Below are 13061 nucleotides of genomic sequence, written 5' to 3'. Positions count from 1 at the left end.
TAATGGAATGTTAAAGCGTCCTGGTGCTCACCCCGCGCTCTTCCGTGTCCGGCTATGGACACCTTTCCGTCACCTGAGCTGGAACCAGAACGCCCGCCCGTCCGTCTGGCGCGGCGTCCTGACGCGAAGGGGGCGGGCGCCTCAGGACGGCAGGACTCGTCTCAGCACACGATGAGAGAGTCGCCAGACGGAGTACTGCCGCCGCTCACGCGACGGCAGGGCGGCAGAGCACACGCCCCGGTCACGGCCACGTCCCCATGGCGTGGCCGTGCCGGACGACCGGTGGTCGCGTTCACCGGCCGCCTCGCAGGGCGGGCCTCGAACCTCGACAGGGGCGGGTTCGAGGCACCGTCACACCGAATGGCCTTGCCGCGGGCCACGACTCACGACCGGCCCCCTGGCTGAAGGTGCCCGCGCCCGTGGGCGCAGGCGCGGCCGACCGGTTGAAGCGTCCTGTCCGCGCCGGGTGGGAGGCGGGGCTCAGGAGGAGGAATCGGTTGCCGCGGTGCTGTGCCTCAGGGCGTACAGCCCGTCGCGAAGCGTCTCGGGCGAGATGCCGCCGAGAATGACCCGCTGGAGCATGAAGCCGGGCACCAGCGCCAGCAGCGTCCTGCTCACGGCCTCCGGATCGCTATCGGGAGGCAGCATGCCGGCGTCGCGCAGGTTCTCGGCGTAGGTCGTCCACAGCGCGTGCACGGGCCGCAGGACGTTCGCGATGTTGTTCCGGTAGCCGGAGTCGTGCATCGCCAGCGACCACACCTGGGGCGCCAGCGTGAACGAGTTCAGGTACGACTCGCCGTTCTCCAGCATGTGGGCCATCAGACGCTCCATGGCCTCCTCCGGGGGCGGCGGCGGATGCTCGGCGACGATCTCGTACAGAGCCCCGCCCATCATCGAGATGGCCTCGGAGGAGATCGACTCGACGATCTCGGTCTTGCTCTTGAAGTACCGGTAGACGGCCCCGGCGGACAGGCCGGCCTCCGCGAAGATGTCCTGCATCGACGTCTCGTGGAAGCCCTTGCGGATGAAGCAGGCGCGGGCGGCGTCGAGGATCTGCTGCCGGCGCTGCTCCAGGTGCGCTTCGCTGACTCGCGGCATGTCCACAATGTAAAACGAATATTCGTTCTTGACAATCCCCGGCCCCTCCGGCACGCTGGGCGTCATAAAGAACGAACGTTCGCTTTCGCAGGAGGCAGTCGTGTCCCCCACCGCGCCCCCCGCTGCGTCCCCCACGCAGGCAGGACGGATCGCCGGCATCATCGTCGCCGTCGTGGTCGTCCAGTTCCTCATGCTCGTCGCGTTCGCCTGGCCGGCGGCGCGCAGCGCCCCCCAGGACCTGCCCCTCGTCGTCGCCGGGCCCCAGGCGCAGGCGGTGGCCCAGCGGCTCGAGCAGCAGCGGCCCGGGGCGTTCGACGTCAAGACCGTCCCCGACGAGGCGGCCGCGCGGGCGGCGCTCACCGACCGCGAGGCCTACGGGGCCATCGTCACCACCGCGCAGGGGCCCCGGGTGCTCGTCGCGTCCGCGGCCTCGCCGGCCGTCGCGCAACTGCTCCAGCAGCTCGCCCAGAACATGTCGCCCTCGACCACGCCCACCGTGCCCGTCCGCGACGTGGTGGCGGCCGACCCGGACGACCCCAGGGGCGCGGGCTTCGGTGCCCTGGCGCTGCCCCTGGTGATGTCCAGCCTGGCCGCCGCGGTCATCGTCACCTTCCTCGTTCGCGGAATCGGCCGGCGGGCCGTTGCGGTGACGGGCATCGCCCTCCTGGGCGGGGCGTGCGCTACCGCGCTCGCCCAGGGCTGGCTCTCCGTGCTCCCCGGGTCGTACCTGGCCGTCGCGGGCGCCATGGCGCTGGCGATCATGGCCGTGGCCGGTGTGATCACGGGCTTCACCTCGGTGATGGGGCGGCCGGGGATCGGCGTCGGCGCCCTGCTGTTCATGCTGATCGGCAACCCGCTGTCGGCCGCCACGTCGGCGCCGGAGATGCTGCCCCAGCCGTGGGGCGACCTCGGCCAGCTGCTTCCCCCCGGCGCCGCGGCCACGCTGCTGCGGTCGGTGGCCTTCTTCGACGGCGCGGGAGCGGGCGGACCCCTGGCCGTGCTGCTCTGCTGGATCGCCTTCGGTGCCGTGCTGATGACCGTCGGCGCGCTGCGCAGCCGCCGCGCCGAGGCGCCCGAGGGCGCCCCGAGGGAGCCCGTCCCGGTGCACTGACGCCGATTCGCTCCTTGACGACCCCGGTGGGCCCGCCGCCCGCCGGGGTTGTCCCATGTATGCGCCCGGACCAGCGGTTTTCCCACGGCCAACCCGCCGAGATCGGCTCGTCGTCCCGCGCTTAGAGTGAGCGATTAGTAGCATTCCGTCACGTCGCGTGCTCGGGGAGGGGGGTGGCATGACGACGTTCCTGCTGCGGCGGTTGGCCGGACACGCCGTGCTCGTCGTGCTGGCCGCCAGCGCCGCCTACCTGCTCGCCGCCGCGGCGCTGGACCCGCGCTCCAACTACGCCGACCGAAGCCCGCGCCCGCCCGACGCCGTCGTCGACGCCGAGCTGACCCGGCTGAACCTCAACGACGAGACCCCGCTGCCGCAGCGCTACGCGGTCTGGGCGCGGGGCGTGCTGCACGGCGACTTCGGACGCACCTGGCAGGGGGAGCCGGTCAACGACGAGCTGTGGCGGCGGCTGCGCGTCAGCCTGCGGCTGCTGGCGGCGGGCGCGGTGCTCGGGGGCGTGCTGGGCGTCCTGCTGGGGGTGTACGCGGCGTCCCGCAACGGCCGCATGCCCGACCGGCTCATCACGTTCGGGTCGTTCCTGCTGCTGGCCATGCCGGTGTTCGTGCTGGCGGTGCTGCTGCAGCTCGCCGCCCGGCAGGTCAACGAGTTCACCGGGCTGCGCCTGTTCGAGTGGGTGGGCGAGTCGTCCCCGGGGGCGGGGGAGGGGCCGTTCGGCCCGCTCGGCGGATTCGGCGACCGCATCCGGCACCTGCTGCTGCCCACGGCCACCATCGCCCTGGCCCAGTTCTCCCTCTACTGCCGCTACCAGCGCGCCATGATGCTGGACGTGCTGGACGCCGACTTCGTCCGCACCGCCCGCGCCAAGGGCCTGCGCCGCAGGGACGCGCTGCTGCGGCACGGCCTGCGCACGGCGCTGATCCCCATGACCACGTATTTCGCCTACACGTTCGGGTTGCTGCTGCTCGGCGCGATGTTCACCGAGAAGATCTTCGGCTGGCACGGGCTGGGGGAGTGGCTGGTCGACTCCATCACGCGCGGGGACGTCAACGTGGTGGCGGCCGTCAACTGCTTCGCCGCCGCCGCCGTGCTGCTCGCCGGGCTGCTGTCGGACGTCGCGTACGTCGTCCTCGACCCCCGCGTGCGGAGGAGGGCTGCGTGAGCGGCAACGGTGCGAGGGGCCGCGGCCCGCAGGGCGGCGGCCATACGAGGGGCGACGGCATGAGCGACGCGGGCCCGCTCGACCTGCCCTCGCCGCGCGCGCTTGCGGCGCGGCGCGTGCTGGGCAACGCGCGGGCCGTGACGGGGCTCGTGCTGCTGGGCCTGCTGTTCCTGCTCGCGTTCGCCGGGCCGCTGGTGTCCCCCTGGGGCCACGACGAGATCGACTTCACCGCGTTCCGCCGGCCCCCTTCGCCGGAGCACTGGTTCGGCACCACCGGCAGCGGACGGGACGTGTTCGCGCTCACCGTGCGCGGCATGCAGAAGTCCCTTCTCATCGGGCTGTGCGTGGCCGTGCTGTCGACGGGCCTGGCGGCGGTGGTGGGCGCCGTGGCCGGATACCTGGGCGGCTGGGTCGACAGGCTCCTGATGTGGGGGGTGGACCTGTTGCTGGTTCTGCCGTGGTTCCTGGTCGTCGCCGTGCTGTCCCCGGCGCTGGGGGGGCGCTGGCCCCTGCTCATACCGCTGCTGGCCGCGTTCATGTGGATGGTGACGGCCCGCATGGTGCGCGGCATGACGCTGTCGCTGCGCCACCGCGAATACGTCCTGGCGGCCCGCTTCCTGGGGGTGAGCACCCCCCGCATCATCGCCCGCCACATCCTGCCGAACCTGGCGTCGCTGCTGATCGTGGACGCGAGCCTGGGGGTGAGCGTGGCCATCATCGCCGAAAGCGCCCTGTCGTACTTCGGCTACGGCGTGCGGCCCCCCGACACCTCGCTGGGCACCCTCATCGCCGACGGCAGCGGCACCGCGCTCGCCTACCCGTGGCTGTTCGGGTTCGCCGGGGGGCTGCTGGTCCTCATCGTCGTCGCCGTCAACCTCACCGGCGACGGGCTGCGCGACGTCCTCGACCCGGCCGCCCCCCAGCACCCCCGGCCCCGCCCCAGGCCGCGCACGCCACGGCGGTACGGGGGGCGCACATGAGCGTCCTGACGGTACGGGACCTCCACGTCACCTACCCGCCGGGCGTGCGGGCCGTCCGCGGCATCAGCCTGGAGGTGGGGGCCGGCGAGGTCCTCGGCGTCGTCGGCGAGTCCGGTTCGGGCAAGACCGCCCTCGCCCTGGCCGTGCTCGGCCTGTCCCCCTCCGGCGCGGACGTGCGCGGCTCGGTGCGGCTGCGCGGCCGCGAACTGGTGGGCCGCTCCGACGCCGAGATGTCGCTCCTGCGCGGACGCGACATCGCCATGGTGTTCCAGGACCCGCTCTCCGCGCTGACCCCCGTCCACACCGTGGGCGACCAGATCGCCGAGACGATCCGGGTGCACGCGGGCGCCACCCGCCGAGCCGCCCGCACCCGCGCCGTCGAACTGCTGGACCTGGTGGGCATCCCGGACGCGCCAAGGCGCGCCCGTGCCTACCCGCACGAGTTCTCCGGCGGCATGCGGCGCCGCGTCATGATCGCCATGGCGATCGCCAACGATCCGGTGGCGCTGGTCGCCGACGAGCCCACCGGCGGCCTGGACGTCACCGTCCAGGCGCAGATCCTCGACGTGCTGCGGGTCGCCCGGGAGGCCACCGGGGCCGCCGTCCTGCTGATCACCCACGACCTGGGCGTGGTCGCCGGCGTCGCCGACCGCGTCATGGTGATGTACGCGGGCCGCGCCGTGGAGACCGCGCCGGTCGATCAGATCTACCACCGGCCGCGCATGCCGTACACCATCGGGCTGCTCAGGTCGCTGCCGCGCGCCGATGGCACCGTCCGCCCGGTGCCGATCGACGGCGCGCCGCCGTCGGCGTCCGCGCCGCCTGCGGGGTGCGCGTTCGCGCCGCGCTGCCCCGTGGCGCTGGCGCGGTGCGGCGACACCGTGCCCGAACCGGCGCCGGTCGGGCCGGGCGGCCACCGCGCGGCGTGTTTCAACATCGAGGCGACCGCGGACCTGGACGCGGTGTTCCCCCACCGGCCGGCGGCGCGCCGTCCCGAGGCCCCTGCGCGCCACCGGCGGCCGGTCGTGCTGCAGGTGGAGGATCTGGTCCGGCACTACCGGCAGCGGCGCGGCGGGCCGGTGCACGCCGTGGACGGGGTGACGTTCGACGTGCGCGCGGGCGAGACGCTCGGGCTGGCCGGGGAGTCGGGCTGCGGCAAGACCACCGTGCTGATGGAGATCCTCAGGCTCGCCCGGCCCCAGCGGGGCCGCATCACCGTCTTCGGCGAGGACACCGCCGCGCTCGCCGCCGCCGACCGCAAACGGCTGCGCCGCGACCTGCAGGTGGTGTTCCAGGACCCGTTCTCGTCGCTGGACCCGCGCATGCGCGTCGCCGACATCCTCGCCGAGCCCCTGTCCGCGCACGGCATGCCCGGCCCGAAGATCCAGCTGCGGGTGCGGGAACTGCTGGGCGTGGTGGGGCTGCAGGAGGAGCACGCCTGCCGCTACCCGCGCGGCCTGTCCGGCGGGGAGGCCCAGCGCGTCGGCATCGCCCGGGCCCTGGCCCTGGAGCCCCGCCTGCTGCTGCTGGACGAACCCGTCGCCGCCTTGGACGCGTCCGTGCAGGCCGGCGTCCTGGAGCTGCTGGACGAGCTGCGCGCCCGCCTCGGCCTGTCGTACCTGTTCGTCGCCCACGACCTGGCGGTGCTGCGCCATGTCGCCGACCGCGTCGCCATCATGTACCACGGTCGGCTGATGGAGATCGGCGCCGCGTCCGCGGTGTACCAGAGGCCCGCCCACCCCTACACGCGCGCGCTGCTGGACGCCGTCCCGCTGCCCGATCCCCTGCGCGAACGCAAGCGCCGCCGCATTCCGCTCCAGGGCGACCCGCCCGACCCCTTCGCACCGCCCGCAGGGTGCCGTTTCCGCCCGCGCTGCCCCCGGTACACCGCGCTTCGCAACGACGCCCTGCGGCGCAGGTGCGAGACCAGCGATCCGGCCCTGCACGTCCTCGATCCGTCCGTGGACCGCCAGGTCGCCTGCCACCACGCGGAAGGGGCCAAGTGAGCCGCCGCCTCTTCGCCGCCAAGCCGCTGCCGCGCGCCGTGTGCGGGATCGGCCTGGCCGTGGCGATGCTCGCCGGGGCGGGCGGGTGCCGCGGCACCGGCGAGAGGCCCCGGCTGGACGCGCGCAAGCTGCCCGCCTCCGACGTCAACCGGACGCCGCGCGAGCAGATCCGGGACGGGGGCACGCTGCGGTGGCCGCTGCCCGAGTTCCCCACGCAGTGGAACTTCCACCACGTCAACGGCACCAAGAGCGTGGTCACCAACGTCCTGCAGGGGCTGCTGCCCCACGTGATGCGGGTCGACGCCAAGGCGGTGCCGCACCCGGTCCCCGAGTACGTGGAGTCGGCCCGGGTGACGCGGGATCGTCCCGAACAGGTCGTCACCTACCGGCTCAACCCCCGGGCGAGGTGGTCGGACGGCACCCCGATCACCTACCGCGACTTCGCGGCGCAGGCGCGGGCCCTGTCCGGGCGCGACCCCCGGTACCAGGTGGCCATCAACACCGGGTACCGCAACATCCGCAGCGTCGAGCGGGGGGCCGACGACCGCGAGGTGGTGGTGAGGTTCGCCCGGCCCTACGCGGATTGGCAGGCGCTGTTCAGCCCGCTGTACCCGGCGTCCACCACGTCGGACCCCGTGGCGTTCAACACCGGATGGCAGGGGCGGATGGGGCCCACCGCCGGGCCGTTCCGGCTGAAGAAGATCGACCGTACGGCCAAGACCGTCACCATCGTGCGCGACCCCCGGTGGTGGGGGCGCCCCGCCAAGCTCGACCGCATCGTCTACCGGGCGATGGACGTGGCGGCGATGCCGGAGGCCTTCGCCAACGGCGAGATCGACCTGATGGACGTCAACGTGGACGCGGGCGCGCTGCGCCGGGCCGAGGGCGTCCCCCACGCCGACATCCGCCGGGCGGGAGGCCCAGACTGGCGGCAGTTCACGCTCAACGCCGCGTCCCCGCTGCTGGCGGACGTGCGCGTGCGGCGCGCGGTCGTCCTGGGCATCGACCGCGACGCCCTCGCCCGGGCCGCGCTGGGGGACCTGGGCTGGCCCGCCCAGACCCTCGGCAACCACTTCTTCATGAACACCCAGGAGGGCTACCAGGACAACTCCGGCGACCTGGGCCGCTACGACCCGGCGGCGGCGGAGCGGCTCCTGGACGAGGCGGGCTGGGTGCGCCGGGGCAAGTACCGCGTCAAGGACGGCCGGACGCTCGCGCTGCGTTTCGTCGTGCCCTCGGGGATGCCCGGCAGCAGGCAGGAGGGCGACCTCACACGCGCCATGCTGGCCCGGATCGGGATCCGCGTGGACGTGCGGCAGGTGCCGGTGGACGACCTGTTCGACCGGTACGTCACGCCGGGCGGTTTCGACATCGTGCCGTTCTCCTGGCTCGGCACCGCGTTCCCCATGTCCGCGCTGCGTTCGGTGTTCTCCCGGCCGAGCGGCGACCGCATCCAGCAGAACTACGCCCGGGTGGGCACGCCCGCCATCGACGCCCTGCTGGAGAAGGCCGTCCACGAGGTCGATCCGGCCAAGGCGCGCCGCCTGATCAACGAGGCCGACCGGCTCATCTGGCGGCTGGCCATCGTGCTGCCCGTCTACCAGCGGCCGCAGATCGTCGCCGTCCGCAGGGACCTGGCCAATCTCGGCGCCCTCGGCTTCTTCGAACCCCCGTACGAGGACATCGGCTTCACCGGCGTCGCGGCCGGCCCCTGAGGCGCCGCGACCGCTCCCGGTGGTCAGGGGAGGGCGAGCTCGACGCCCTTGCGGTCACTGGTGTAGCGGGCGTTCCACACGTACAGCCTCAGGTCGGACGGGTCGAGGTCGTCCTCGACCGGCAGGTCGGACGCCACGCGCACCACGTAGGAGGCACCCGCTGGTATGAGCGTGTCGGCGCCGTCCCGTACCGGCGGCTTGGAGCCTTCCAGGCGCGCCGTGACCTTGCTGCTGTTCGGCAGCGTGCACATGGAGTCGGGGATGCCGGGCTGGGGCATGCACCGGTCGCGCGCGGAGTCGGGCACACCGGAACGCGGCATGAACAGGTCGGCGGGGTAGTCCAGGAGCACCGGGCGCTGCCCGGTGTTGGTGATGACGTAGTCGGCGTAGGCGTAGGTGGACCCGGAGGGCGGGGGCCGGCCGTCCCCGAAGGGGCGCGGATCGACCCCCGTCTTGACGGCCGCCAGCCGGTATCCGTACCCCTCCGGCGTGGTGAAGGTCAGCGGGCGCCCGGTGGCGGGGGACGGCGTGGAGGCGGGGCCGCCCTCGCCGGCGAGAGAGCCGCCGCCGTCCCCGTCGGGCTGCAGGACGGCGATGCCGGCGGCCACCACCGCGATCCCGGCCGCGCCCGTCAGCGCCCCCGCCAGGCCCACCCGGCCCGCGCTCCTCCTCTTGCGGTGGCTGCGTGGACGGTAGCTGTTGGCCATGGTCGTTCCCCGGGTCGACTCGCGCCTCTGACGTCTCTGCCGGTACAGCGGTACTCGCCGGTCTCAGGGCGACGCACTATACCGGACATATCGCTCGACACGACGTACGTGACGAACGGCGGAAACGGCTCAGATCGGGCGTCCGAGCAGGAAGGAACGGTCCAGCCCGCGCAGCGACGCGTCCAGGATCTCGGCCGTGTGCGCGACGGCGATCCGGTCCCCCCGCCGGGCGAGCGCGTCGCAGATCTGCATCGCGCATCCGGGGTTGGCGGCGACGAGCAGCTCGGCCCCGGTGGCGTGCACGCCGGCCGCCTTCCGGTCGCCGAGCTCCGCGGCGGCCTCGGGCTGGAACAGGTTGTAGGTGCCCGCCGAGCCGCAGCAGACGTCCGGGTCGGCGATCTCCCGGACGGTCAGCTCGGGGATGCCCGCCAGCAGCGCGCGCGGCTGGGAGCGCACCCCCTGCGCGTGCGCCAGGTGGCACGCGTCGTGGTAGGCGACCGTGACTGGCAGCGGGTGCCGCCGCGCCCGCGGCCCCAGCTCCACCAGGTACTCGGCCAGGTCGCGCGTCTTGGCCGAAAGGGACTCGGCGCGCTTCGCCCACGCCGGGTCGTCGGCCAGCAGCCGCACGTACTCCTTCATGGCCGACCCGCACCCGGCCGCGTTGACGACGATGACGTCCACGCCCTCGAACGCCTCCACGGTGCGGCGGGCGAACGCGCGCGCCTCCTCCTGCCTGCCCGCGTGCAGCGACAACGCGCCGCAGCAGCCCTGCCCCCGGGGGATGACCACGTCGCAGCCCTCCAGCGCCAGCACGCGCGCCGTGGCGGCGTTGACCCCCGGGAAGAACTCGCGTTGCACGCACCCGGTGAGCATGCCGACCGTCGCCCTGCGCTCCCCCCGCGCGGCGACGTGTTCGGGGAGCCGGGGCAGGGGCCTGCCCAGCGGCGGGGCGAGGCGTTCCATGGCCGCGAGCGAGGGCGAGACCCGCTCCAGCAGCCCGAGCAGTCCGCTGCGCCGCACCAGGCGGCGCAGCCCCGTGCGCTGGTAGGCGCGCAGCGGGCCGCGCAGCGCGCGCAGACGACGCGGGTACGGGAACAGCCGGAACACCGCCTCGCGGGTCAGCCGTTCGGCGACGGGACGCGGGTGCTCCTGCTCCACCTCCGCCCGGGTCAGCTCTATGAGCCGGTCGTACCGCACCCCCGACGGGCAGGCCGTCACGCACGCCATGCACCCAAGACAACGGTCGAAGTGCTCGACCATGGGCGCCGACAGCGGCGTCCCCTCCACGTGCTGCTGCATGAGGTGGATGCGGCCCCGGGGGGAGTCCATCTCCTCGCCCCACAGCACGTACGTGGGGCAGGTCGGCAGGCAGAACCCGCAGTGCACGCAGTCGCTGAGGAGCCGGGGCAGCTCCCCCTCCCGCGGGGCGGCCGCGTCCTCGCCGGCGCCCGGGGGCTCGCCGGCGCCCGCGCCGTTCGCGGCCGCCGGGTCGTCCGGGGCCGCAGGATCGTTCAGGGCGGTCATCAGATGCCTCCAGCGAAACGGCCGGGGGAGAGGCGGTGGTCGGGGTCGAACTGGTCCTTCACCCGCCGCATCAGCGACAGGGCGGGGACGGGGCCCCACATGTCGATCGCCTCCCGCACCCCCTCGGGGGCGTAGCAGACGACCGCGCCGCCGTCGTGGGGGGCGAGCGCGCCCCGCAGCTTGGCGAGCGCGCTGGCGACGTCCCCGGCGCCCATCTGCCCCGGCAGGCCGACATGCCCGTGCCCCGAGGCCGACCACACCGCCGCCGCCTCCGGCGGGAGGGCGCCGAGCAGGTCCGGCAGCGACGCCGGGGGCGCGTTCACCTCGATGAGGGTCGTGCCGTCGGGGTAGGCGCCCCAGCCGTGGGGAGCCTGCTCCGCGACGGCCGCCCGCGGGCCCAGCAGGTCGGCGACATGGGCGGCACGGGCGGCCACGCCGTCCGGTACGCCCTCGACCAGCACGCCCAGCGCCGGGCCCTGCCCCGGGGACGTCCAGCACTGCAGCGCGCTGGGGACCACCGGGGAATGCAGGACCGCCTGCACGGCCTCGTGGGCGGTCCCCGCGTCCGCCACGGGGGACGTCACGTAGGCGCATGCGGACGGCAGCGGGTGCAGGCGGAACGTGGCCTCCACGATCAGCCCCAGCGTGCCGTACGAGCCGCACAGCAGCCGCCCCAGGTCGTACCCGGCCACGTTCTTGACGACCTTGCCGCCCGACCGCGCCGTCCGCCCGTCGGCCCGCACGATCGTGATCCCGATGACCAGGTCGCGCGGCGCCCCGTACAGCAGCCGCAGCGGCCCGGCCGCTCCGGTCGCGATCGTCCCGCCGACCGTCGACCCCGCCAGCGGCACGTCCAGCGACAGCCGCTGGCCCCGCTCGGCGACCGCCTCGGCCAGCCGCCGCATCGGCAGCCCCGCCTGCGCGGTGACCACCAGGTCGCCCGCCGCGTGCTCCACCACCCGGTCCAGCCGCCGGGTGTCGACCAGCAGGTCGCAGCGGTGCGGCGGCAGGCCCCAGTCCAGCCGGGTCTCCCCGCCGCGCGGCACCACGGCCAGCCCGTGCTCGGCCGCCACGCGCATCACCTCGGCCGCCTCGGCGACGTCCGCCGGCGCCGCCACCCAGCGCGGCACGACACCCAGCACGCCCTCCTCCGGCTCGCCGGGCCGCACGTCCGCGCAGACCTTCGCCAGGGCGTCCACCGTCTGCATCAGAACTGCTCCGCCTTCCCCTGCGCGACGAGCGGATGCACGCCCCTGCGGACGCCCGGGACCTCCCCGCACAGCCGGGGCGTGGGGAACACCTTGCCCGGGTTGCACAGCCCCGCCGGGTCGAACCCGCACCGCACCATCTGCATCGTGTCCAGGTCGGTCTCGTTGAACATCCGGGGCATGTACCGCGCCTTGTCCACGCCCACCCCGTGCTCGCCGGTGATCGACCCGCCGTGCTCGATGCACAGGTCGAGGATCGCCCCCGACACCTCCTCGGCGCGCTCGGCCGCCCCTGGCACGGCGTCGTCGAACAGCACCAGCGGGTGCAGGTTGCCGTCACCGGCGTGGAACACGTTGGCGACCCGCACGCCCGACTCGGCCGACAGCTCGTCGATGCGCGCCAGCACCTCGGGCAGCGCGGTGCGCGGGATCACGCCGTCCTGCACGATGTAGGCGGGGCTGATCCGGCCGACCGCCGCGAACGCCGACTTGCGGCCCTTCCAGATCAGCGCCCGCTCGGCGTCGCCTGCGGCGACGCGGATCTCGAACGCCCCCGCCTTGCGGCACAGCCGCTCCACCTCGGCGAACTGGTGCTCCACCTCGGCCGCCGGGCCGTCCAGCTCGACGATCAGCACCGCCCCCGCGCCCGGCGGGTAGCCGCAGCCCACCGCCGCCTCGGCCGCCTCGATCGACAGCGCGTCCATCATCTCGATCGCGGCCGGCACCACCCCCGCCGCGATGATCGCCGACACCGCCGCGCCGCCCGCCTCGATCGTGTCGAACGCCGCCAGCAGCGTGCGCACCGCCTCCGGCAGCCGGGTCAGCCGCACCGTGATCTTGGTGGTGATGCCCAGCGTGCCCTCGGCGCCGACGAACGCGCCCAGCAGGTCGTAGCCGGGGCCGCCGGCGCGCAGCGTGGCGATCTCCCCGTCCGGGGTGACGATCTCGCAGGCCAGCACGTGGTGCGCGGTGAAGCCGTACTTCAGGCAGTGCGCGCCGCCGGAGTTCTCCGCCACGTTGCCGCCGACCGAGCAGATCTGCTGGCTGGACGGGTCGGGCGCGAAGTAGTAGCCGTACGGGCGCACCGCCCGGGTCACGTCCAGGTTGATCACCCCGGGCTCCACCACGGCCCGCCGGTTCGGGATGTCGATCTCCAGGACGCGGCGCATCCGGGCCGTCACGATCAGCACGCCGTCCGTGCGCGGCAGCGCCCCGCCCGACAGGCCCGTGCCCGACCCGCGCGCCACGTACGGCACGCCCGCCGCCACGCACGCCCGGACGATCTCGGCGATCTGCTCGGCGGAATCCGGCAGCACGACCAGCCCGGGCACGGCGCGGTGCGCGGTCAGCCCGTCGCACTCGTACGTGCGCAGCCGCACCGGGTCGGTGATGACGGCGTCCGCGCCGAGCAGCCCGGTGAACCGCTCCGCCAGCGCCCGAAGTGTCTGCTCCATCCCGTTCACCTTCCCTCCGGGGCCGCGTTCACCACAAGATCGCCTGAAGTCGCCGTTCCGCGGACATACCGGGGCAGGGTC

10 protein-coding genes are annotated in these 13061 nt (G+C 74.2%); 5 read left to right on the top strand and 5 right to left on the bottom strand.

All coding sequences use genetic code 11. The features are described 5' to 3' along the window. Window positions 1–480: 480 nt before the first annotated feature. Window positions 481–1098, bottom strand: a complete 618-nt coding sequence (locus QSK22_RS06525; RefSeq protein WP_285493074.1) for a TetR/AcrR family transcriptional regulator — start codon at window positions 1096–1098, stop codon at window positions 481–483. 100 nt (window positions 1099–1198) lie between these two features. Between QSK22_RS06525 and QSK22_RS06520 the strand changes: the two genes are divergently transcribed. From QSK22_RS06520 to QSK22_RS06500, 5 genes are all read left to right on the top strand, one after another. Further along, window positions 1199–2209, top strand: a complete 1011-nt coding sequence (locus QSK22_RS06520; RefSeq protein ID WP_285493073.1) for an ABC transporter permease — start codon at window positions 1199–1201, stop codon at window positions 2207–2209. A 178-nt stretch (window positions 2210–2387) separates the two neighbouring features. Then, window positions 2388–3386 carry an ABC transporter permease gene (locus tag QSK22_RS06515; RefSeq protein ID WP_285493072.1) on the top strand — a complete coding sequence of 333 codons (999 nt, stop codon included), beginning with the start codon at window positions 2388–2390 and terminating at the stop codon, window positions 3384–3386. A 59-nt stretch (window positions 3387–3445) separates the two neighbouring features. Then, entirely contained in the window at window positions 3446–4366 is a 921-nt protein-coding gene (locus tag QSK22_RS06510) for an ABC transporter permease (RefSeq protein ID WP_502872286.1), read from the top strand. Then, the gene (locus QSK22_RS06505; RefSeq protein WP_285493069.1) at window positions 4363–6372 is read left to right on the top strand and encodes a dipeptide ABC transporter ATP-binding protein; all 2010 of its coding nucleotides are present in this window, start codon (window positions 4363–4365) and stop codon (window positions 6370–6372) included. Before QSK22_RS06510 ends, QSK22_RS06505 begins: the two co-directional genes overlap by 4 nt. Further along, entirely contained in the window at window positions 6369–8087 is a 1719-nt protein-coding gene (locus QSK22_RS06500) for an ABC transporter family substrate-binding protein (RefSeq protein WP_285493068.1), read from the top strand. Before QSK22_RS06505 ends, QSK22_RS06500 begins: the two co-directional genes overlap by 4 nt. 23 nt (window positions 8088–8110) lie before the next feature. Here QSK22_RS06500 and QSK22_RS06495 read toward each other — a convergent pair whose 3' ends face one another. The 4 genes from QSK22_RS06495 to QSK22_RS06480 form a co-directional block, all read right to left on the bottom strand. Continuing rightward, a complete protein-coding gene (locus tag QSK22_RS06495; RefSeq protein WP_285493067.1) occupies window positions 8111–8794 on the bottom strand; it encodes a hypothetical protein in 684 nt (227 codons plus the stop codon). A 129-nt stretch (window positions 8795–8923) separates the two neighbouring features. Beyond that, the gene (locus QSK22_RS06490; RefSeq protein WP_285493066.1) at window positions 8924–10318 is read right to left on the bottom strand and encodes a (Fe-S)-binding protein; all 1395 of its coding nucleotides are present in this window, start codon (window positions 10316–10318) and stop codon (window positions 8924–8926) included. After that, window positions 10318–11526 (bottom strand): FAD-binding oxidoreductase, encoded by a 1209-nt coding sequence (locus QSK22_RS06485; RefSeq protein WP_285493065.1) that lies wholly within the window; start codon window positions 11524–11526, stop codon window positions 10318–10320. The genes QSK22_RS06490 and QSK22_RS06485 overlap by 1 nt, the downstream gene beginning before the upstream one ends. Then, window positions 11526–12980, bottom strand: coding sequence for an FAD-linked oxidase C-terminal domain-containing protein (locus QSK22_RS06480; protein ID WP_285493064.1), 1455 nt, complete (start codon window positions 12978–12980; stop codon window positions 11526–11528). Before QSK22_RS06480 ends, QSK22_RS06485 begins: the two co-directional genes overlap by 1 nt. Window positions 12981–13061: the final 81 nt, after the last annotated feature.

Origin of the sequence: Actinomadura sp. NBRC 104425, assembly GCF_030269545.1 — a bacterium.
Lineage (GTDB): Bacteria > Actinomycetota > Actinomycetes > Streptosporangiales > Streptosporangiaceae > Spirillospora > Spirillospora keratinilytica.
Note: the sequence above shows the minus strand (reverse complement) of the source record. Positions and strands in the feature narration are given on the sequence as shown.